This window comes from Pseudomonas sp. L7 (assembly GCF_046605565.1).
In the GTDB taxonomy this organism is placed as follows: Bacteria; Pseudomonadota; Gammaproteobacteria; order Pseudomonadales; family Pseudomonadaceae; genus Aquipseudomonas; species Aquipseudomonas wayambapalatensis.
In genome coordinates, this window is record NZ_CP176784.1 from 4,438,557 (window position 1) to 4,459,297 (window position 20,741).

The following is a 20,741-nucleotide window of genomic DNA, read 5'->3' on the forward strand; positions in this document are numbered from 1 at the left end:
AAGAACAAGCAATACCGCAAATAATATCATTACGCCATTAATGGCTTTTCTGTTTATCCAGCGCTGCTTGATAAAGAAGATTCTTACGCACCCCGGTAATTTCCGCCGCCAATGCTGCCGCCCGCTTGAGCGGTAATTCTGCCAGCAACAGATCCAATACACGCATGGCGTCGCTACTGATCGCCTGGTCGTCTTGCGGCGCACTCCAGCCCGCCACCAGCACCACGCACTCACCACGCTGCTGATTGGCGTCAGCTGCGACAAAGGCGCGCAACTCGGCCAGCGGCAAGCCCTTGAGCGTCTCGAACGTCTTGGTCAGCTCTCGCGCCAGTACAGCCGGGCGCTCACCGCCGAATACCGCCTCCATGTCTTCCAGGCACTCAAGGATACGATGCGGCGCTTCATAGAAGATCAAGGTCCGAGGTTCTTCCTTGACCTGCTCCAGACGCGCACGGCGCCCGACAGCCTTCGCTGGCAGGAAGCCTTCGAAAATGAAGCGATCAGAGGGCAGCCCCGCCGCCGACAGCGCAGCGATCAGCGCGCACGCCCCTGGCACTGGCACCACCTTCACCCCGGCAGCCCGCGCCTGGCGCACCAGGTGATAGCCCGGATCGGAAATCAGCGGCGTGCCGGCGTCGGACACCAGCGCCACATCGTCACCCGCCAGCAAGCGCGTAATGAAGCGACTGCCTTCGTCGCGCTCGTTGTGCTCATGGCAGGCCGCCAGCGGCGTCTCGATGCCGAAATGCTGCAGCAGACGCACCGAGTGGCGGGTATCCTCGGCGGCGATCAGCGCCACGCCGGCCAGCACCTTGAGTGCTCGGGCGCTCATGTCGTCGAGGTTGCCGATGGGCGTCGCAACGACGTAAAGCGTACCCGCTATGGATTTTGGAACCCCTGCAACATCAGTCACTGCACACACCTGCCTTGCCGATCAAAGGCGCCATTGTAGCCCGAGCGCCCGCAACAAGGCGCAAAGAACTTGGCCGCCATCCCCTGACATGCGACCTATAGTGAAGGATCAGCGTCAGCAAGATCGCGCCCCGGCCAGCGCTTGGGTACAATTGCCGGCCAACTTGATCGAGTAACAGGACCCTTACATGATCGCTTGCCTGCGGCTGCTCACAGCCCTCTGTCTCGCTGCCCTGCTGGCAGCCTGCGCCAGCTCGCCCTCATCCAGCCTGGGCGAACTGCCACGCACCCCGGACGCCAGCATCGAGCAACTGCTCGAGAAGGCGGCTTCCAGCAAGTCCGCCGAAGACGCCGCGCTGCTGCGCCTGAGCGCCGCCGACATGGCCTACCGGCAGAAGGACTTCCCACGCGCCGCACGCATCCTCGAGCAGGCTCCACTGGACACGCTCAAACCCGCCCAACAGGTGTTCGCCAGCACCCTGGCTGCCGAGCTGGCGATGAGCCGCAACCAGCCCAAGGCCGCCCTCGGCGCCCTGTCGCACCCGAGCCTGCGACGCGTCGGCGAGCTCCCCGAAGAGCAGCAGGTACGCACCTACAGCGTGCATGCCGCAGCCCTCGAAGCCGACGGCCAGGCCCTTCCTGCGGCCCAGCAGCGCATCTTGCTGGCTCCGCTGCTCAGCGGCCCGGACGCAACCAAGAACAACGATGCCATCTGGTCGCTGGTAGCCTCGCTGCCCGCCGACCAGCTGCAGCAACCAACCAGCAACCCGACCCTCGCCGGCTGGACCAGCCTGGCCCTGGCGGTCAAGAGCGCCGGCACCCTGGAGCAGCAACAGGCCGCCATCGACAGCTGGCGCCAGCAACATGCCGATCATCCGGCCGCCAAGCAGTTGCCTGACGCACTGGTCAAGCTCAAGCAACTGGCCAGCCAGCCGCTGACCAAGATCGCCCTGCTGCTGCCACAGGAAGGCCCGCTCGCCGGTGTAGCCCGCGCGCTGCGCGACGGCTTCATGGCAGCCCATTTCCAGGCCCAGCAATCCGGCCAGCCAGCGCCGGCGGTTCAGGTTTTCGACAGCTCGCGCCTCACCTCGCTGGACGACTTCTATCGCCAGGCCCAGGCGGCCGGCGTACAGCTAGTGATCGGTCCGCTCGAAAAACCACTGGTGAAGAAACTCGCCGACTACCCGCAACTGCCCATCACCACCCTGGCACTGAACTACGCCGAGGCCGGGCAGAAATCGCCACCACAACTGTTCCAGTTCGGCCTCGCCGCCGAGGACGAAGCTCGCGAAGTCTCTCGCCGTGCCCGCGCAGACGGCCTGGTCCGCGCCGTGGCCCTGGTGCCGAGCGGCGAATGGGGTGACCGCGTGCTCGCAGCTTTCCGCCAGGACTGGGAAGGCAACGGCGGCACCCTGCTCGCTGCCGAGCGCATCGCCCAGCCGGTGGCCCTGGCCCAACAAATCGCCGACCTGTTCCAGCTGCGCCAGAGCGAAGGTCGTGCCAAGAGCCTGCAGAGCGCCGTGGGTGGTAATGTCGCCGCACAACCATCGCGTCGCCAGGACATCGATTTCATCTTCCTCGCCGCCACCCCGCAGCAGGCCCAGCAGATCAAGCCGACCCTCAACTTCCAGTACGCGGGTGACGTACCGGTCTACGCCACCTCCAACCTCTACAGCGCCAGTGGTGACGTGAACCAGTACAACGACATGAACGGCATCCGCTTCTGCGAAACCCCCTGGTTGCTGGACAACACCAACAGCCTGCGTCAGCAAGTCGTGCAGCAGTGGCCTCAAGCTGCCGGCAGCCTGGGTCGCCTGTACGCCATGGGTGTCGATGCCTACAGCCTGGCGCCACGCCTGGGCCAGCTCAAGGCGCTGCCTGACAACCGCGTCGAGGGCCTGTCCGGCAGCCTGAGCATCAACGCCAACCAGCGTATCGAACGCCAACTGCCATGGGCCGAATTCTCCGACGGTCAGGTCAAGCGCCTGCCGGATACTGCACGCTGATGCCCGACGCCTCCCCCACAAGCGCCGGGCTCGCGGCAGAAAACCAGGCCCTCGAGTATCTTCGAGGGCAAGGCCTGCAACTGCTGACGCGTAACTGGCGATGCAAGGGAGGCGAGCTTGATCTGGTCATGCTCGACGCCGATACAGTAGTATTCGTCGAAGTCCGCTACCGCTTGCACGCGGATTTCGGCGGAGCGCTCGAAAGTATCGACGCGCGCAAGCAGAAACGCCTGGCGCTTGCCGCCAACCTGTTCCTGCTGAAGGAGTCCCGCTGGGCCGATCACCCCTGCCGCTTCGACGTAGTCGCCCTGCAGGGCAGCCACCATGCAGGTCGGCCGCTTCAATGGCTGAAAAACGCCTTCGAATGCTGAACCCATTCCGATTTCTTTGCTCTATGTTTCGCGGGCTGGCCCCTGTCGCGCGTCGCGCAGGCCTCCGCCGCACTTAAGGTCACACCAGATGGACATGCAATCCCGAATTCGCCGGCTGTTCCAGGCCAGCATCGATACCAAGCAACAGGCAATGGACATCCTGGCACCGCACATCGAGCAGGCCAGCCTGGTCATGGTCAACGCGCTGCTCAACGAGGGCAAGATGCTCGCCTGCGGCAACGGTGGCTCGGCGGGCGACGCCCAGCATTTCTCCTCGGAACTGCTCAACCGCTTCGAGCGCGAGCGTCCGAGCCTGCCAGCCATCGCCCTGACCACCGACAGCTCGACCATCACCTCGATCGCCAACGACTACAGCTACAACGAAGTCTTCTCCAAGCAGATCCGCGCCCTGGGCCAACCCGGCGACGTACTGCTGGCGATCTCCACCAGCGGCAACTCGGCCAACGTGATCCAGGCGATCCAGGCCGCACATGATCGTGAAATGATTGTCGTAGCATTGACCGGACGTGACGGCGGCGGTATGGCTTCGCTGCTGCTGCCCGAGGATGTGGAGATCCGCGTCCCCTCCACGGTCACTGCGCGTATCCAGGAAGTCCACCTGCTGGCGATCCATTGCCTGTGCGATCTGATCGACAGCCAACTGTTCGGGAGTGAAGAATGATCCCCAAGCGCCTCGGCCTCATGGCCCTGACCCTGTGCCTCGGTATTTCCGGTTGCAGCTCGGTATTGACCTCGACCCGCAACTCGCCGATCGAAGATGATCGCGGCACCCGCACCATCGGTAGCAAGATCGACGATTCGCTGATCGAAACCAAGGTTTCGGTCAACGTCGCCAAGGCAAGCCCCGACCTGGACAAGGGCTCGCACATCGTCGTCAGCAGCTACAACGGCATCGTGCTGCTCGCCGGTCAAACGCCGCGCGCCGACCTCAAGAGCCTCGCCGAGCAGACCGCCGGCCAGGTACAACGGGTCAAGAAGGTGCATAACGAGCTGCAGGTGATGCAGCCCTCGTCGATCCTGGCACGCAACAACGACACCTGGCTGACCACCAAGATCAAGACCCAGATGATCGGTGATGCCAACGTTCCCAGCTCACGCATCAAGGTGATCACCGAGAACGGAATCGTCTACCTGCTCGGCCTGGTCACCCAGCAGGAAGCCAACGCTGCCACCAACGTGGTTCAGGGTGTGTCTGGCGTACAGAAAATCGTCAAGCTGTTCGAGTACATCGACTAACACTGCCAGCGGCCCCCCCAGCCTCGGCGCTGGGGCACCGCAGACAACGGCATGCATTACCCTCACACTCTCAGGAAGTACCCATGAAGAAGTCCCTGCTGTCCCTCCTGGCCATTACTGCCTTCGCCACCCTGGCCGGCTGCTCCACCCCGAGCGTGATCACCCTCAACGATGGCCGCGAGCTGCAGACCACCGACACGCCGAAGTTCGACCGTGACTCCGGCTTCTATGAATTCAAGCAGCTCGATGGCAAGCCGACCCGTATCAACAAGGATCAGGTCCGCTCCATCAAGGACCTGTAATCCGAACTTGAAAAAAAGGCGATCCATCTGGATCGCCTTTTTTGTTACTTGACCACTTTCAAGCTCGGTCGTCCAGTCGGTCGCGGCGGCTGGCCACCACCTTCCGGCGGGCCATCATCATCAGGCTCGACGCCTTCTTCCTCATCGAGCTCTTCGCCTCCCATCAACGGCGGCTCCAGCTCGAACACCATGCCCTGGCCATTCTCACGGGCATAGATACCCAGAATTGCGCCAGCTGGCACATAGAGCGAATGAGCTACACCACTGAACCGCCCCTCGAAGCTCACCGCTTCGTTGTCCATGTGCAGGTTACGCACGGCACTGGGCGAGATGTTCAAGACGATCTGGCCATCGCTGGCAAATCCCTGGGGCACCTGGACCGCCGGATACTCGGCATTGACCAGCATATGGGGGGTGCAATCGTTGTCGACGATCCACTCGTACAGTGCTCTAACCAGATAGGGGCGACTGGAGTTCATCAACGGCTCCTTAAAGCTTGCGCATTTCACGTTCAGCAGCAGACAGGCTCGCCTGGAAAGGCTCGCGGGCGAACTGTCGCTCCATATAATCCAGCAGCGGCTTGGCTTGCCGCGGCAGCTCGATACCCAGTACCGGCAATCGCCAGAGTATGGGCAGTAGACAACAATCGACCAGGCTTTGCTCCTCGCTCATGAAGCAGGGAAACTCGCCGAACAGCGCCGAGACACCGGTCAGGCTCTCGCGCAGCGACTTGCGCGCCTCGCCACGCGCTGCTTCGGCGGCGCGTGGATCGAGAATGACATCGGCCAGTGCACACCAGTCACGCTGGATACGGTGCATCAGCAGACGGCTGTTGCCGCGCGCCACCGGGTATACCGGCATCAGCGGCGGATGAGGATAACGCTCCTCGAGGTATTCCATCACCACGGTCGATTCGTACAACGCCAGGTCGCGATCGACCAGGGTTGGAACGCTGCCATAGGGATTCACTTCGATCAGTTTGGGCGGCAGACGATCGGCGATGACGTCGATGATCTGCACACTGACGCCCTTCTCGGCGAGAACGAGGCGTACCCGATGAGAATAATGGTCAGCGGGGTCGGAATAGCAGGCTAACCTGTTGGTCGCGCCCATGTAGCTCCTCCTCGCATGGGGATGCTTGTGAAACTGCAAATGCAAACGCGCCCTGGGAGGCTCCTCGCGATTGCGCAGGAGCACCCCAGGGCGCGTTCAACTACCAGAAACTACTGCGTGATCAGTGCACGTCCTTCCAGTATTCGCGCTTGAGCAAGTAGGCGAACACGAAGAAGAAAGCCAGGTACAGCAGGACATAGGTGCCGATGCGCTGACTTTCCAGTTTGACCGGGTTGGCCGAATAGGCCAGGAAGGTCACCAGGTTCTTGACCTTCTCGTCGAACTGCTCGGGCGTCAGGGTACCGGATTTCGGCTCGATGGTCAGCTGGTCACAGGCTTCATGGGTCAACGGACTGCCAGTCAGCGGGTCGAATTGCTTCTTGCCGTCGACCACTGTCTGGATCTGCTTGCAGCCAATCACCTGGTTGCCCTGCAGCCCGACCAGCACGTTGGGCATGCCCACGTTCGGGAAGACCTTGTTGTTCACCCCATAAGGGCGCGACTTGTCTTCGTAGAAGCTGTGCAGGTAGCTGTACAGCCAATCGTTGCCACGCACTCGGGCGACCAACGTGAGATCAGGCGGCGCCGCACCGAACCAGGTCTTGGCATCGCTGGGCTGCATGCCGATCTTCATGTGATCGCCGATCTTGGCCCCCGTGAACACCAGCTTTTCGAGCATCAGCTCGTGGGGGATGCCCAGGTCATCGGCAACCCGCTCGTACCGCTGGAACTTGGCGCTGTGGCAACCCATGCAATAGTTGGCGAAGGTGCGCGCGCCATCCTGCAACGCGGCCTTGTCGGTCAGGTCGATATCGACCTTCTGCAGCTCCACACCCTGCTCGGCAGCAAAGGATAAGGCAGGCATCAATGCCAGGAACATTACCGCAATAAACTTTTTCATCAGCCAGTCACCCTTTCCGGAACCGGTTTTGTCTTCTCGAGCCTTGTGTAGAACGGCATCAACAGGAAGTAGGCGAAATACAGCACGGTGCAGACCTGGGACAGCAGGGTCCGTCCGGGCGTAGGCGCCAGCACACCGAGCACGCCGAGAATGATGAAGGCCACGCAGAACACCAGCAGGAAGATCTTGCTCAACCAACCCTTGTAGCGCATGGAGCGCACCGGGCTGCGATCGAGCCAGGGCAACACGAACAGCACCGCGATCGCCGCGCCCATGGCGATGACGCCGAACAGCTTGTCAGGCACCGCCCGCAGGATCGCGTAGAAGGGCGTGAAGTACCACACCGGCGCAATGTGCTCGGGGGTCTTGAAGGCGTTGGCCTGCTCGAAGTTAGGTTTTTCCAGGAAGTAGCCACCCATTTCCGGGAAGAAGAACACCACGGCGCAGAACACGAAGAGGAATACCACGACCCCGACGATATCCTTGACGGTGTAGTACGGGTGGAAGGGAATGCCATCCAGCGGTACGCCGTTCTCGTCCTTGTGCTTCTTGATGTCGACACCGTCCGGGTTGTTCGAGCCCACCTCGTGCAGTGCCAGGATGTGCAGCACCACAAGCCCGAGAATGACGATCGGCAGCGCCACCACATGCAGGGCAAAGAAGCGGTTCAGGGTGATGCCGGAGATCAGGTAGTCACCACGGATCCATTGAGTGAGATCATCGCCGATCACCGGGATGGCACCGAACAGCGAGATGATCACCTGGGCGCCCCAGTAGGACATCTGCCCCCAGGGCAGCAGGTAACCCATGAAGGCCTCGGCCATCAGCGCCAGGTAGATCAGCATGCCGAACAGCCATACCAGCTCACGCGGCTTCTGGTACGAGCCGTAGAGCAAGCCGCGGAACATGTGCAGGTAGACCACGATGAAGAACGCCGAGGCGCCGGTGGAATGCAGATAGCGCAGAATCCAGCCGTACTCGACATCGCGCATGATGTACTCGACCGAGGCGAAGGCCTCTTCTGCCGAGGGCGTGAAGCTCATGGTCAGCCAGACCCCCGTGACGATCTGGTTGACCAGCACCAGCAACGCGAGGGAGCCAAAGAAGTACAGGAAGTTGAAGTTCTTGGGCGCGTAATACTTGCTCAGGTGATCTTCCCACATTTTCGTGGCGGGGAAGCGAGCATCAATCCAGTCCATGAACTTGCTCATCATGCGTTCTCCTGATCGACGCCGATGACGATGATGTCGTCCGACTCGTACGAGTGCGGCGGCACTGGCAAATTGAGCGGGGCTGGCTGCGACTTGTAGACGCGACCCGCCAGATCATAGTGCGAGCCATGGCAAGGGCAGAAATAGCCACCGACCCACTTCGGACCGAGATCGGCGGGGGCGACTTCCGGACGGAAAGTCGGCGAGCACCCCAGGTGGGTGCACAAGCCAACGAGAATGAGGATTTCCGGCTTGATCGAGCGGACCTCGGGATCGACGTAGGTCGGCTGCACCGAAGCCTTGGACTCGGGGTCGGACAGGTCTGCAGTGATCTTTTTCAGATTGCCGAGGATCTCTTGCGTTCGTCGCACGATGAACACCGGCTGACCGCGCCATTCGGCAACCATCTGCTGCCCGGGCTCAACCTTGGCGATGTTGACCTTCACCGGTGCCCCAGCGGCTTTCGCCTTGGCACTGGGGAACCATGACCCCACGAACGGTACCGCAGCCCCCACTGCCCCCGCAGCCCCCACCACGGATGTGGCAGCTACGAGGAAGCGGCGCCGGCCTGCGTTGACGCCGTCATTGCTCATTCAGTCCTCTCCCATCAGCTTTCTTCTCGCCCGCTGGATCAGGCGTCTATTAGTAATGTCTGTGGCGCTAAAAATTGGCCGCCATGGTAAGAAACAAATCCACACACTGACAAGGTGATTACCCCTGGTTCGGGCTACAACCCTCGCTTTGCTTGATCTGCGTCTATGTGGCAACTCGGCCCGGACATGCTGACAGGTTAGTTCAAGACATAAAAAAAGCCCGGTTCCAAGGAACCGGGCTTTTTCGACTGCCGAAGCGGTATTAACGCTTGGAGTACTGAGGACGCTTACGCGCTTTACGCAGACCCACTTTCTTACGCTCGACTTCACGAGCGTCGCGGGTGACGTAGCCAGCACGACGCAGAGCGCCACGCAGGGTTTCGTCGTATTCCATCAGAGCGCGGGTGATACCGTGGCGGATAGCACCGGCCTGACCGCTGACACCACCACCGGCGACGGTGACGTAGATGTCGAACTTCTCAACGGTCTCGGTCAGTTCCAGCGGCTGGCGAACAACCATGCGAGCGGTTTCGCGGCCGAAGAAAGTGTCCAGAGGACGGTTGTTGATGGAAATGTTACCAGTACCCGGACGCAGGAAAACGCGAGCGGTTGCGGTCTTGCGACGGCCAGTGCCGTAATTTTGAGTCGCCGACATAATGAACTATCCCGTTAGATCTTCAGTTCTTGAGGCTGCTGAGCAGTGTGAGGGTGGGTAGCACCCGCGTACACTTTCAGCTTGCGGTACATGTCGCGACCCAGCGGGTTCTTCGGCAGCATGCCTTTGACCGCGGTCTCGATGACGCGCTCAGGGGCCTTGTCGATCAGCTTCTCGAAGCTGATTTCCTTGATGCCACCTGGGAAGCCGGAGTGGGAGTAGTACATCTTGTCCGAAGACTTGGCACCAGTTACACGAACCTGCTCGGCGTTGATGACGACGATGTAGTCGCCGGTGTCAACGTGAGGAGTGTACTCAGGCTTGTGTTTGCCGCGCAGACGGGTAGCGATTTCGGTAGCCAGACGACCCAGGGTCTGACCAGCGGCATCGATTACGAACCACTCGCGCTTTACTGTTTCCGGTTTAGCAGTAAAAGTTTTCATTCTCTAAAGCCTCAGAGGCCGCCCAGCGAAAAATAGACGGCGAATCTTACTGGATAGTGCACAACTTGCCAAGGGCAAGCGCGCAGCCGAGCACGGACGCTTTTGGGGGCTCGGGTCGGGCACGCCCATGATCGACGGGGTTCTTCCTGCGTGGTGGTGCATCACTTCCGCCACACGGAGAGGCCCAGCATTATCCAGATTGCGCAAAGATTTTCAACCTGCTTTGATGGTTTCTTTGTCCAGCAGAGAGCCTTCCGATGGAATACCGCAAGCTCGGCCGTACCGACCTCAACGTCAGCGCACTGTGCCTGGGCACCATGACCTGGGGTGAGCAGAACGTTCAGGATGAGGCCTTCGAGCAGATCGCCCTGGCGAAGGCCGCCGGCATCAACTTCATCGACACCGCCGAAATGTACCCGGTGCCGCCGCGCCCGGAGACCTACGCGGCCACCGAACGCATCATCGGCAACTGGTTCGCTGCCAATGGCGACCGTGACGACTGGATTCTCGCCAGCAAGGTCGCTGGCCCCGGCAACGGCATCAGCCATATCCGCGACGGCCAGCTCAAGCACAACCGCCAGCACATCGTCGCCGCGCTGGACGAAAGCCTCAAGCGCCTGCAGACCGACCGCATCGACCTCTACCAGCTGCACTGGCCGGAGCGTTCGACCAACTTCTTCGGCAAGCTGGGCTACCAGCACCTGCCCAACGACCTGTTCACGCCGCTGGAGGAAACGCTGGAGGTGCTCGACGAGCAAGTGCGCGCCGGCAAGATCCGCCACATCGGCCTGTCCAACGAAACGCCATGGGGCACCATGAAGTTCCTGCACCTGGCCGAAAGCCGCGGCTGGCCACGGGCAGTGTCGATCCAGAACCCTTACAACCTGCTCAATCGCAGCTTCGAGGTGGGCCTGGCGGAAGTGGCGATCCGCGAGCAGTGCGGCCTGCTGGCTTATTCGCCACTGGCCTTCGGCATGCTGTCGGGCAAGTACGAGAACGGCGCGCGCCCGGAAAAGGCACGCCTGACCTTGTTCAGCCGCTTCGCCCGCTACTCCAACCCGCAGACCGTGGCCGCCTGCAGCCGCTACGTGCAGTTGGCCCGCGAGCATGGCCTGGATCCGGCGCAGATGGCCCTGGCATTCGTCACCCGCCAGCCGTTCGTGACCAGCAACATCATCGGGGCGACCGATCTCAAGCAATTGCAGAGCAACCTGGACAGCGCCAACCTGGTGCTGAGTGACGAACTGTTGGCGGCGATCGAGGCACTGCACCAGCAGCAGCCAAACCCGGCGCCTTGAGCGTGATCATGTACTGCCCTCTTCGCGAGCAAGCCCGCTCCCACAAGGTTCATCACAGGCCTTGTGGGAGCGGGCTTGCCCGCGAAGAGGGCAGCGCATTTCTTCGGGGTAGACACAATCGCCAAAAAATAAGACGATCCAGCCGGTGATTGACCACTCTACCCTATAAGAACAATGACAATGATGTTTACCCAACCCTCCGCGTCGTTGCGGCGCGTCAGCATCCTGGCCATTGATAAAGTGTTCGCTTCGACACTGATGCAGGCCAAGGACTTCTTCCACCTGGCCAGCCTGCGTTACAGCAAGCAACTGGGCCTGGGGCTGCAATCGATGTTCGAGATTCACCTGGTGAGCCCTGACGGCCAGCCGGTGGACAGCTTCAGCGACGTACAACTCCCCGTCGACAGTGGCCTGGGTGACGCCGATGTGATCATCCTCCCGGCGTTCTGGGACGACTTCGACAACCTGCTCGCCCGCTACCCGCAAGTGCTCCCCTGGCTGCGTGAGCAGCACGCCCGTGGCGCCGTGCTGTGCGGCGAAGCCAGCGGCGTGTTCTGGCTCGCCGAGTCAGGCCTGCTCGATGGCAAGGAGGCGACCACCTACTGGCGTTTCTTCAACAGCTTCGCCGAACGCTTCCCCACTATCCGCCTGAATCAGGACAAGCACCTGACCGACGCCGACAACCTGTACTGCGCCGGCGGCACCACCTCGGCCTGCGACCTGTACATCTACCTGATCGAGCGCTTCTGCGGCGCCAACGTGGCGCGGGCGGTTGCTCGCGACATCCTCTACGAAGTGCAGCGCAACTACACGCCAGGGCGCATGGGCTTCGGCGGGCAGAAGCTGCACCAGGACCTGATCATCCTGCAGATCCAGCACTGGCTGGAGGAGCACTTCGCCGACAAGTTCCGCTTCGAGGACGTGGCGCGCAACCATGGCATGAGCATCCGCAACTTCATGCGCCGCTTCCAGAGCGCGACCGGGGACAAGCCACTGCACTACCTGCAGCGCCTGCGTATCGAGACCGCCAAGGGCCTGCTCTCGAGCACCCGCAAGAGCATCAAGACCATCAGTTATGAGGTGGGGTACGACGACGCGAGCTTCTTCGCCCGGCTGTTCCGCCAGCACACCGAACTGTCGCCGAACCAGTATCGGCAGCAGTTCATGCAGGAGGCCTGAGAACACCAACCACCCCTGGCAGGTGCGCGGCAAGCCCGCGCCTGCCAGGGGACAGGTACGGCTTCAGGGCTTGTGCGCGCGAGCCAGGAACTCGTGGGACTGCATTTCCAGCAGTCGGCTGAGCGTACGCTGGAACTCGAAGCTCAGGCGCCCGCCGGTGTACAGGTCCTTGAGCTCGACTTCGGCCGAAATGATCAGTTTGACGTTGCGATCATAGAACTCGTCGACCATGTTGATGAAGCGGCGGGCGATGTCGTCGGTGGTGACGCCCATCTGCTCGACGTTGCTCAGCAGCACGGCATGGAAGATCTTGCCCAACTCGATGTAGTCGTTCTGGCTGCGTGGCCCATCGCACAAGGCGCGGAAGTCAAACCAGGCGACGTCGTCACAGGTGCGCAACGCGTGGATCTCGCGATTCTCGATCATCAGCACGTCGTTCTCGACCGCCTGGGTGCAATCGGGGGTCAGGGCCTTGAAACTGGCGCGCAGACTCTCGTGGGCAGCTTCGTTGAGCGGGAAGTGGAACAGCTCGGCCTGCTCCAGGTGGCGCAAGCGATAGTCAACGCCACTGTCGACGTTCACCACATCGGTGTACTGCTTGATCATGGCGATGGCCGGGAGGAAACGCGCACGCTGCAGGCCGTCCTTGTACAGGCCGTCCGGCACGATGTTGGAGGTGGCCACCAAAGAGACGCCGTTCTTGAACAGCTCTTCCATCAAGGTGCCGAGGATCATGGCGTCGGTGATGTCGGACACGAAGAACTCATCGAAGCAGATCACCTTGGCTTCCTGGGAGAAGCGCTTGGCGATGATGGTCAGCGGGTTCTTCTCACCCTTGAGGGTTTTCATTTCCTCGTGCACACGCTTCATGAAGCGGTGGAAGTGGGTGCGCATCTTCTCCTTGAACGGCAGCGCCTCGAAGAAGGTGTCGACCAGGTAGGTCTTGCCACGCCCTACCCCGCCCCAGAAATACAGGCCTTTGACCGGTGTCTGCTCCTTCTTGCCGAACAGCTTGCCGAACACGCCCGGCTTGTTGCTCTGCGCGGCGACCAGGTCGTCGTAAAGGCGCTGCAAGTGACGCACCGCCGTTTCCTGCGCCGCGTCATGGAAGAAATCGGGGCGTTTCAGATCTGCTTGATATCGTTCTAGGGGCGTCATGATTCGTTAGCGAGGCAACAAAAAACGGGCCGTCACTGTAGCGACCGGCCCGCTTAATGGCAATCAGTCTGTAGGAGCGGGCTTGCCCGCGAACACCGGCATGGCCGGTGCCATGCAACGCGGCGCCTGCTTCGCGGGCAAGTCGGAGCGCCGAACCGCCGCTCCTACAGGTCCCTGTTTCAGTCCTGCTGGGGCGCCAACGCCTCACGCAGGCTCAGCACCGCCGCATCACGGGCGCTTGCATCGGCGAACTGCGGGCCTTCGGCCACCTGCTCGCCATCGAGCCACAGGCTGAAGCCCAGGCCATCTACACGCACATCCGCCTCGCCACCCTGCTGCAGTTGCTTGCTCACCGCGCCTGCACTCTTGCCGTCGGCGAAGCTGCGCGACAGCAACAATTGCTCGCCATCGGCGGCCAGGAGGCGGAAGCGGAAGCTGCCGTCTTCATCGCGGAAGCTGACGAAGCGCGCGCTCTTGGCAGCCTTCTTCTTCACTTCGGCGTTGACCTGGACGCTGCTGCGGAAGGAGCGCAGGCCCACCGACTCACGCAACTGCTCGAGGAACGGCGTGGCGATCTTGCGGGCCTTGGCTGCGCCGGCCAGGAGGATGTCTTCCAGGTCCGACGGACGCGAGATCAGTTGATGGTAGTGCTCGCGCTTCTCGGCCAACTGGCCGTCGAGCAACTGGAACAGGCGGCTCTTCGCCTCGCCCCAGCCCAGGCCCTGCAGCAACTCTTCGCGGAACTCGCCGGCTTGTGCGGCGCTGGCGAAGGCCTGGTACAGGGTGAACAGGTGGGAGTTGTCCGGATCCTTCGCCTCGCCTGGCGCACGCGAGTCGGTGACGATGCGCGAGATGGCGTCCTTCATGTCCTTGGCGCTGGTGAACAGCGGGATGGTGTTGTCGTAGCTTTTGGACATCTTGCGACCGTCCAGGCCTGGAAGCGTGGCCACGCTTTCCTCGATCACCGCCTCGGGCAGAACGAAGAACTCCTTGCCCTGGCCGAACAGGTGGTTGAAGCGCTGGCCGATGTCACGGGCCATTTCAACGTGCTGGATCTGGTCACGACCGACCGGAACCTTGTGTGCGTTGAACATCAGGATGTCGGCGGCCATCAGCACCGGGTAGCTGTACAGGCCCATGGACACGCCGGCATCCGGGTCTTCGCCGCTTTCCAGGTTCTTGTCGACCGAGGCCTTGTAGGCGTGGGCGCGATTGAGCAGGCCCTTGGCCGCCACGCAGGTCAGCAGCCAGGTCAACTCGGGAATTTCAGGAATGTCGGACTGGCGGTAGAAGGTGACCTTGTCCGGGTCCAGGCCGCCGGCCAGCCAGGTGGCGGCGATTTCCAGGCGCGAGCGCTGGATGCGCAGCGGGTCGTCGCACTTGATCAGGGCGTGGTAGTCGGCCAGGAAGTAGAACGAGTCGGCACCGGGCTGCTGGCTGGCGAGGATCGCCGGACGGATGGCGCCGGCGTAGTTGCCCAGGTGCGGGGTGCCGGTGGTGGTGATACCGGTGAGAATGCGCGTGGTCATGGGTGATCGCTTATTCAGGCTTGGCTCAGTTCGAAAGACGCGGCAGCACCAGATCCTTCAGATCGGTCAGCTTGCCATGGAAGAAGTGTCCGCATTCTGCCACTTTCAGCAGCTCATGGGGGCGCGTCAGTGCGTCGGACCATTCATAGACCAACGCAGGGTCGACCACCTCGTCGGTTTCAGGCTGGACCACGGTGAGGGCGCAGCGCTCGGGCAGCGGGAAGTCGGCGGTCAGGCGCATCACCGCCGGGGCAATCATGAACAGATGTTGCAACTCGCTCCCGGCGCGTTCCAGCCGCCCGGCCAGGCTGGCGGCGACGAAGCCCCCGAACGAGAAGCCCATCAGTACCAGCGCCAGCTCAGGATGTGTGGCGCGCAGCCAGGCCGCGGCGGCCTCGGCATCGGCCACTTCGCCAGCGCCCATGTCGTGGCTGCCGGCGCTCTGGCCGACGCCACGGTAGTTGAAGCGCAGGGTGCTGTAGCCCGCATCGCGAGCCGTGCGCTGCAGCGTCGAGACCACCTTGTTGAGCATGGTGCCACCCTGGACCGGGTTGGGGTGGCAGATCAGCACCACGCCGCGGGCATCGGTCACGTCCAGGTACAAGGCTTCCAGCGGGCCACTGGGGCCATCGATGAACATGGGGGTTTCGCGGACAAGCAAGGCACTACTCCGTGACCTCGTGGGGGGTCGATTCGTCTAGAGGAGGAATTCTGTTCTGATTTGCGATCGCTCGCGGTATACAGCGCAGGTCTGAGCCGTTAACGTAAAGCAAAGCCGTTTATAGAGGAAGGACTCGTGGAACACTCGCTCCTTGTTTGGTTGCTGCCGACCCTGGCACTGGTCGTTGGTGTCGTCGTCGGTTTCGCCCTGGCCCGCCTTCTCCCCAACGCGGCTCCCAGCAGTACGCAACGCCAGCTGGACGACATCCAGCAGCGTTTCGACAACTACCAGAACGAAGTGGTCACCCACTTCAACAGCACGGCTTCTCTGGTCAAGAAACTGACCCAGAGCTACCAGGATGTGCAGGATCACCTGGCTGACGGGGCCAATCGCCTGGCCCTGGACGAGCTGACCCGCCAGCGCCTGCTCGCGTCGTTGCACTCCGAAGCCGCACAAGGTCCGCGCGATCGCCTGACACCGCCGAAGGATACCGCCGAAGTCCCACGCGACTACGCGCCCAAGGCGCCGAACTCGCCGGGCATGCTCGACGAGAGCTACGGCCTCAAGCGCTGACCCAGCAAGCATGACGAAGGCCGCGTAAAGCGGCCTTTTTTGTGCCCGTGAAAAGTGGCCATCACTTAACTCAAACACGGCTCCCGAGGGCCTGCCCAAGATCCGCCAGCAGGTCGTCGACATCCTCCAGGCCCACCGACAACCGCACCAACCCCTCGGAGATCCCATGCTGCGCTCGTTCCTCGGGCGTGTAGCTCGAATGGGTCATGCTCGCCGGGTGCTGCGCCAATGACTCGGCATCCCCCAGGCTCACCGCGCGGCTGAACAACTGCAACGCGTTCATGAAGCGTCGCCCCGCCTGGATGCCGCCCTTGAGTTCGAAGGCAATCATCCCGCCCGGCAAACGCATCTGCCGCTGCGCCAGGCCGAACTGCGCAAAGCTCGGCAGGCCCGGGTAATGAATCAGCTCGACCTGTGGATGACGCTCCAGGAACTGCGCCACGCGCAGGGCGTTGCTGCAATGGCGGTCCATGCGCAGGGCCAGGGTTTTCATACCACGCATCAGCAGCGATGCACCATGCGGCGACAGCACGGCGCCGGTCATGTCCTTCAAGCCTTCCAGGCGAATCCGGTCGATCAGCGCCTTGCGCCCCACCACCAGCCCGGCGGTGATATCGCCGTGGCCACTGAGGTACTTGGTCGCCGAATGCACCACCAGGTCCGCGCCTAGCTCCAGCGGGCGTTGCAGATAGGGGGTGCAATAGGTGTTGTCGATCACCACCAGCAGGTCATGCCGGCGCGCCACACCCAACACGGCGGCGATGTCCACCAGGTGCATGTTGGGGTTGGCCGGGGTCTCGAAATAGATCATCCGCGTGCTGGAAGTGATCGCAGCCTCGAGCGCGACCGGATCGTTCAGGTCAACATGCCGCACCTTCACGCCGAACTCGCCGATGCCATGGTGCAGGAAAGCAAAAGTGCAACCGTACAAGGTGTCGCCGACGATCAGCTCATCCCCCGGGCGCAGCAGGGTCCACATCGTCGAGGTGATGGCACCCATGCCCGAAGCCAGGGCCAGCCCCGCCTCGCCGCCCTCTAGCGACGCCATGCGCTGCTCCAGCAGGGCCAGGGTCGGGTTGGAGATCCGACTATAGAAGTGTCCGCCCTGCTCTCCGGCAAAGCAGGCCGCGCCATACTCGACGCTTTCGAAAGCGTAGGTCGCGGTCTGGTAGACCGGCGGCACCAGCGCGCCACCATGGGACTGCGGGTCGTAGCCATGGTGAATGGCCCGCGTGGAAAAACCGGTCTTATCGACGGCAGCGCGCATGACAACAGCCTCCTTGTTGTTTGTTCTAAGCTTATGCCTTGGTACCCCGGATTTTTTTCCAAATTGCCCCGTGAACATCGGCAGTTCTGGAACAAAAACAACAATCAGACCGAAAAAAGGGCACACCATGCCAGCCCCTCTGGACCGAACCGACCGCGCCCTGCTCGGCGCGCTGCAGGACAACGCCCGCCTCACCGTCGCCGAACTCGCCGACCAGGTTGCCCTGACCACTTCGCCTTGCTGGCGGCGGGTCAAGCTGCTGGAAGAAGGCGGCTATATCACCGGCTACCAGGCCATCCTTTCGCCCAAGTCTCTGGGCTTTGGCGTCACAGCGTTCGTCAGCATCATGATGGAATCGCACAACAAGGACGCTGCCCGCGCCTTCGAGAAGCGCCTGATGGAAATCCCGGAAATCGTCGCCTGCCACAACATCTCGGGGCGCTATGACTTTCTCCTGGAGGTCCTCGCGCGGGACCTGGAGTCTTTCGGCGAATTCGCCCGCGAAGTGCTGCAGACACTGCCCGGGGTGAAGGAGATCTATTCGAGTTTTTCGTACAAGGCGGTGAAGGAAAGGCGGGTGATTCCGGTGGGGGAGAAGCATATCTAGGCGTCTTGCGCAGGGTGCCAGCCCTGGACGACACCAGTAGCGGAGTTTTCTGACTCGGCACAAGAAAACAACCCGCGCAGAACTCGGCAATCGGAATCTATTCCCTGGCTGACCAAGCGTTGATCATGGGGCACCTCACCCTGTCGTGCACAAGGAGCCCGAACGACATGGCCACACCCATCCCCACTCACATCGCCCAAAAGCTCGCCGGGCAACATTTCACAAGCTTCGACCAGTTCTCCAGCACCTTCTGGATGACCATCGCCGAAGACCCGGTACTCTCGAAGCAATTCGTCGAATCGCAGTTGAACCGGATCAAGAAAGGCTGGGCGCCTCGCGCGCCCTTTGGTGAAACGGCCAGAGGCTTGCGCTCCTACCAGGTCTGCCACCTGTTGCCGCCGGCGCTCAGCGCAGTGGTGTACGACATGGACAACATGCGGATCATGAGCGCCCTGCAATATGCGCTGTCCTCGGAGGTCGAGGAATGATCACCTTCAGGCAGCAGTTGAGCGACTATGCGCCTGACGAGTTCGAATCACTGGTCGAAGTGCTGATCACCGCACAAGGCTCGGCAAGTTTCCAGGATGGGTTGCTGGAGCACTTCATCGACATCACCGCTCACCCGCAGGGGTCAGACCTCATCTATCACCCTGAATCAGGCACAAGCGAGTCGGCGAAGTGCATCGTGCAAAAGGTGATGACGTGGCGGCAGGACAATGGGCTGGCCTGAACGGGTCTGGCCCTCAACAGAAAACCCCGCCGAAGCGGGGTTTCTGGTGCAGCATCGGGCGTCAGATCGCGCCGCGCTGGCGCAGCACATCCAGCACTTGCTTCACGCCTTCCTCGACGCTGGTGCTCTGGGTATCGATCACCAGGTCAGCATCCAGCGGCACGTCGAACGGGAAGCTTTCGCCCGGGATGTTGTCGCCACCGGCGGCATACAGGCCCTGTGGGTCACGCTCGCGGCACGCCAGCGGCGAAGCCTGAACGTAGACGGTCACCAGGCGCTCCTTGCCGATCAGCGCCTTGGCCTGCTCGCGGCCTTCGGCATCCGGGGCGACGAAGGCGGCCAGGGTCAGCAGGCCGGCTTCGTTGAACTGGCGCGCCACGTGGGCGGCGCGACGCCAGTTCTCGGTGCGACCTGCGCGATCCTGCGGCAAGCCCTTGTTCAGGTCATGGCGCAGGTTCTGGCCGTCGAGCACATAGACCGCACGGCCCATATCGAACAGCTTACGCTCCACGGCATAGGCCAGGGTGCTCTTGCCGGCGCCCGACAGGCCACTGAACAGCACGGTGGCCGGCTGCTGGCCGAAACGCAGGGCGCGCTCCTCGGTGGACACGTGAGCAAGCTTGCCATGCTGGCCAGTGCTGCCGTGCGGCAGCACCGGCGGGGCGATGATCATGCCGGCGCCCACGGTGCCGTTGGTCAGGCGATCGATGACGATGAACGCACCGGTGGTGCGGTTGCTGTCGTAGCCGTCCAGGGCAATGGCGGCGTCCAGCGACACCTTGACCCGGCCGATCTCGTTCAACTGCAGCGCGCTGGCGGCGTCCTGCTCCAGGGTGTTCACATCGACCTTGTGGGTGATGCTGGCAATCGAGCCCGGCACGTAGCTGGTGGCGCGCTTGATGTCGTACTTCTTGCCCGGAAGCATCGGCTCCTCGGCCATCCACACCAGCATGGCGTCGAACTGGTCGGCCACCTGCGGGACATTGTCGGCATGCACCAGCAGGTCACCACGGGAGATGTCGATCTCGTCTTCCATGGTCAGGGTCACGGCCTGGCCTGGGCCTGCGTTCTCCAGCTCGCCCTCGTAGGTGACGATGGACTTGACCCGGCTGCTCTTGCCCGACGGCAGCACCACGATGTCGTCGCCCTTGTGCACCACGCCACTGGCGATGGTGCCGGCGAAGCCACGGAAGTTCAGGTTCGGACGATTGACGTACTGCACCGGGAAACGCAGATCGGTGACGTTGCGGTCAGCCGAAACCTCGACGGTCTCGAGAATCTCCATCAGCGCCGGGCCCGTGTACCACGGCGAACGCTCGCTGCGGTTGACCACGTTGTCGCCCTTGAGCGCCGACATCGGCACGAAGTGCAGGCTCGACGGTTTCAGGTCGATGGCGTCGGCGAACTTCAGGTAGTCGGCCTTGATCGACTCGAAGACCTGCTCGTCGAAGCCTTTGAGGTCCATCTTGTTGATCGCGACCACGATGTGCTTGATGCCCAGGAGCGAGGCGATGTAGCTGTGGCGGCGGGTCTGGGTCTGCACGCCGTAGCGGGCATCGACCAGGATGATCGCCAGGTCGCAGGTCGAGGCGCCGGTGGCCATGTTGCGGGTGTACTGCTCATGGCCCGGGGTGTCGGCGATGATGAACTTGCGCTTGGCGGTGGAGAAGTAGCGGTAGGCGACATCGATGGTGATGCCCTGCTCGCGTTCGGCCTGCAGGCCATCGACCAGCAGCGCCAGGTCGACTTCCTCGCCAGTGGTGCCGGACTTCTTCGAGTCGCGGGTGATGGCCTCGAGGTGGTCCTCGTAGATCATCTTCGAATCGTGCAGCAGGCGCCCGATCAGGGTGCTCTTGCCGTCATCCACGTTGCCGCAGGTGAGGAAACGCAGCAGTTCTTTGCGCTCGTGCTGAGCCAGATAAGCGAGGATGTCTTCGCTGATCAAATCGGATTGGTGCGACATGGAGTAACCCTG

The 20,741-nt window shown here is 62.2% G+C and carries 24 protein-coding genes; 11 read left to right on the top strand and 13 right to left on the bottom strand.

Annotation, left to right across the window (positions count from 1 at the left end):
• Positions 1-37 precede the first annotated feature (37 nt).
• Positions 38-832: a 16S rRNA (cytidine(1402)-2'-O)-methyltransferase gene (gene rsmI / locus ACK3BK_RS20500; protein WP_189662345.1), complete on the bottom strand. Its 795-nt coding sequence runs from the start codon at positions 830-832 to the stop codon at positions 38-40.
• A 268-nt stretch (positions 833-1,100) separates the two neighbouring features.
• On the opposite strand from rsmI, the gene ACK3BK_RS20505 reads away from it, so the two are divergent.
• From ACK3BK_RS20505 to ACK3BK_RS20525, 5 genes are all read left to right on the top strand, one after another.
• Entirely contained in the window at positions 1,101-2,918 is a 1,818-nt protein-coding gene (locus tag ACK3BK_RS20505; RefSeq protein ID WP_411383189.1) for a penicillin-binding protein activator, read from the top strand.
• Positions 2,918-3,289: a YraN family protein gene (locus ACK3BK_RS20510; RefSeq protein ID WP_186668062.1), complete on the top strand. Its 372-nt coding sequence runs from the start codon at positions 2,918-2,920 to the stop codon at positions 3,287-3,289. Before ACK3BK_RS20505 ends, ACK3BK_RS20510 begins: the two co-directional genes overlap by 1 nt.
• 88 nt (positions 3,290-3,377) lie before the next feature.
• Complete coding sequence (locus tag ACK3BK_RS20515) at positions 3,378-3,971, top strand: phosphoheptose isomerase (RefSeq protein ID WP_054893997.1); 594 nt, start codon at positions 3,378-3,380, stop codon at positions 3,969-3,971.
• Positions 3,968-4,546: a BON domain-containing protein gene (locus ACK3BK_RS20520; RefSeq protein WP_063546017.1), complete on the top strand. Its 579-nt coding sequence runs from the start codon at positions 3,968-3,970 to the stop codon at positions 4,544-4,546. The genes ACK3BK_RS20515 and ACK3BK_RS20520 overlap by 4 nt, the downstream gene beginning before the upstream one ends.
• An 83-nt stretch (positions 4,547-4,629) precedes the next feature.
• On the top strand, positions 4,630-4,848 hold the full coding sequence (locus tag ACK3BK_RS20525) for a YgdI/YgdR family lipoprotein (RefSeq protein ID WP_186668064.1): 219 nt from the start codon (positions 4,630-4,632) through the stop codon (positions 4,846-4,848).
• Between the two features lie 44 nt (positions 4,849-4,892).
• On the opposite strand, the gene ACK3BK_RS20530 is transcribed toward ACK3BK_RS20525, so the two are convergent.
• The 7 genes from ACK3BK_RS20530 to rplM all read right to left on the bottom strand — a co-directional run bounded on the left by ACK3BK_RS20530 (position 4,893) and on the right by rplM (position 9,764).
• Complete coding sequence (locus ACK3BK_RS20530) at positions 4,893-5,327, bottom strand: ClpXP protease specificity-enhancing factor (RefSeq protein ID WP_186668066.1); 435 nt, start codon at positions 5,325-5,327, stop codon at positions 4,893-4,895.
• A 10-nt stretch (positions 5,328-5,337) separates the two neighbouring features.
• Positions 5,338-5,961 carry a glutathione S-transferase N-terminal domain-containing protein gene (locus ACK3BK_RS20535; RefSeq protein ID WP_063546019.1) on the bottom strand — a complete coding sequence of 208 codons (624 nt, stop codon included), beginning with the start codon at positions 5,959-5,961 and terminating at the stop codon, positions 5,338-5,340.
• A gap of 121 nt (positions 5,962-6,082) precedes the next feature.
• A complete protein-coding gene (locus ACK3BK_RS20540) occupies positions 6,083-6,862 on the bottom strand; it encodes a cytochrome c1 (protein WP_054893992.1) in 780 nt (259 codons plus the stop codon).
• Positions 6,862-8,073 carry a cytochrome b gene (locus ACK3BK_RS20545; RefSeq protein ID WP_054893991.1) on the bottom strand — a complete coding sequence of 404 codons (1,212 nt, stop codon included), beginning with the start codon at positions 8,071-8,073 and terminating at the stop codon, positions 6,862-6,864. The genes ACK3BK_RS20540 and ACK3BK_RS20545 overlap by 1 nt, the downstream gene beginning before the upstream one ends.
• Entirely contained in the window at positions 8,073-8,666 is a 594-nt protein-coding gene (gene petA, locus ACK3BK_RS20550) for a ubiquinol-cytochrome c reductase iron-sulfur subunit (RefSeq protein WP_054893990.1), read from the bottom strand. The genes ACK3BK_RS20545 and petA overlap by 1 nt, the downstream gene beginning before the upstream one ends.
• A 262-nt stretch (positions 8,667-8,928) precedes the next feature.
• On the bottom strand, positions 8,929-9,321 hold the full coding sequence (rpsI, locus tag ACK3BK_RS20555; RefSeq protein WP_054893989.1) for a 30S ribosomal protein S9: 393 nt from the start codon (positions 9,319-9,321) through the stop codon (positions 8,929-8,931).
• Between the two features lie 14 nt (positions 9,322-9,335).
• Entirely contained in the window at positions 9,336-9,764 is a 429-nt protein-coding gene (gene rplM / locus ACK3BK_RS20560) for a 50S ribosomal protein L13 (protein ID WP_054893988.1), read from the bottom strand.
• A 257-nt stretch (positions 9,765-10,021) separates the two neighbouring features.
• Here rplM and ACK3BK_RS20565 point away from each other — a divergent pair, with 257 nt between their 5' ends.
• Both ACK3BK_RS20565 and ACK3BK_RS20570 read left to right on the top strand, forming a co-directional pair.
• Positions 10,022-11,062 carry an NADP(H)-dependent aldo-keto reductase gene (locus tag ACK3BK_RS20565; RefSeq protein WP_411383190.1) on the top strand — a complete coding sequence of 347 codons (1,041 nt, stop codon included), beginning with the start codon at positions 10,022-10,024 and terminating at the stop codon, positions 11,060-11,062.
• Positions 11,063-11,344: 282 nt separating this feature from the next.
• Complete coding sequence (locus ACK3BK_RS20570) at positions 11,345-12,241, top strand: GlxA family transcriptional regulator (RefSeq protein WP_172964850.1); 897 nt, start codon at positions 11,345-11,347, stop codon at positions 12,239-12,241.
• Between the two features lie 63 nt (positions 12,242-12,304).
• On the opposite strand, the gene zapE is transcribed toward ACK3BK_RS20570, so the two are convergent.
• The 3 genes from zapE to ACK3BK_RS20585 form a co-directional block, all read right to left on the bottom strand.
• Positions 12,305-13,399, bottom strand: a complete 1,095-nt coding sequence (zapE, locus tag ACK3BK_RS20575; protein WP_186668071.1) for a cell division protein ZapE — start codon at positions 13,397-13,399, stop codon at positions 12,305-12,307.
• A 179-nt stretch (positions 13,400-13,578) separates the two neighbouring features.
• The gene (locus ACK3BK_RS20580) at positions 13,579-14,928 is read right to left on the bottom strand and encodes a tryptophan--tRNA ligase (RefSeq protein ID WP_186711351.1); all 1,350 of its coding nucleotides are present in this window, start codon (positions 14,926-14,928) and stop codon (positions 13,579-13,581) included.
• Positions 14,929-14,953: 25 nt separating this feature from the next.
• Positions 14,954-15,589 carry an alpha/beta hydrolase gene (locus ACK3BK_RS20585; RefSeq protein WP_411383191.1) on the bottom strand — a complete coding sequence of 212 codons (636 nt, stop codon included), beginning with the start codon at positions 15,587-15,589 and terminating at the stop codon, positions 14,954-14,956.
• A 135-nt stretch (positions 15,590-15,724) separates the two neighbouring features.
• Here ACK3BK_RS20585 and ACK3BK_RS20590 point away from each other — a divergent pair, with 135 nt between their 5' ends.
• A complete protein-coding gene (locus tag ACK3BK_RS20590; RefSeq protein ID WP_054893983.1) occupies positions 15,725-16,162 on the top strand; it encodes a YhcB family protein in 438 nt (145 codons plus the stop codon).
• A 70-nt stretch (positions 16,163-16,232) separates the two neighbouring features.
• On the opposite strand, the gene ACK3BK_RS20595 is transcribed toward ACK3BK_RS20590, so the two are convergent.
• Complete coding sequence (locus ACK3BK_RS20595; protein ID WP_411383192.1) at positions 16,233-17,429, bottom strand: methionine gamma-lyase; 1,197 nt, start codon at positions 17,427-17,429, stop codon at positions 16,233-16,235.
• Positions 17,430-17,556: 127 nt separating this feature from the next.
• Between ACK3BK_RS20595 and ACK3BK_RS20600 the strand changes: the two genes are divergently transcribed.
• The 3 genes from ACK3BK_RS20600 to ACK3BK_RS20610 all read left to right on the top strand — a co-directional run bounded on the left by ACK3BK_RS20600 (position 17,557) and on the right by ACK3BK_RS20610 (position 18,766).
• On the top strand, positions 17,557-18,036 hold the full coding sequence (locus tag ACK3BK_RS20600) for an Lrp/AsnC family transcriptional regulator (RefSeq protein ID WP_186718757.1): 480 nt from the start codon (positions 17,557-17,559) through the stop codon (positions 18,034-18,036).
• Positions 18,037-18,203: 167 nt separating this feature from the next.
• Positions 18,204-18,524: an S-type pyocin gene (locus tag ACK3BK_RS20605; protein ID WP_411383193.1), complete on the top strand. Its 321-nt coding sequence runs from the start codon at positions 18,204-18,206 to the stop codon at positions 18,522-18,524.
• Positions 18,521-18,766, top strand: a complete 246-nt coding sequence (locus ACK3BK_RS20610) for a bacteriocin immunity protein (RefSeq protein WP_186668089.1) — start codon at positions 18,521-18,523, stop codon at positions 18,764-18,766. The genes ACK3BK_RS20605 and ACK3BK_RS20610 overlap by 4 nt, the downstream gene beginning before the upstream one ends.
• A gap of 61 nt (positions 18,767-18,827) precedes the next feature.
• On the opposite strand, the gene cysN is transcribed toward ACK3BK_RS20610, so the two are convergent.
• The gene (cysN, locus tag ACK3BK_RS20615) at positions 18,828-20,729 is read right to left on the bottom strand and encodes a sulfate adenylyltransferase subunit CysN (protein ID WP_411383194.1); all 1,902 of its coding nucleotides are present in this window, start codon (positions 20,727-20,729) and stop codon (positions 18,828-18,830) included.
• Positions 20,730-20,741: the final 12 nt, after the last annotated feature.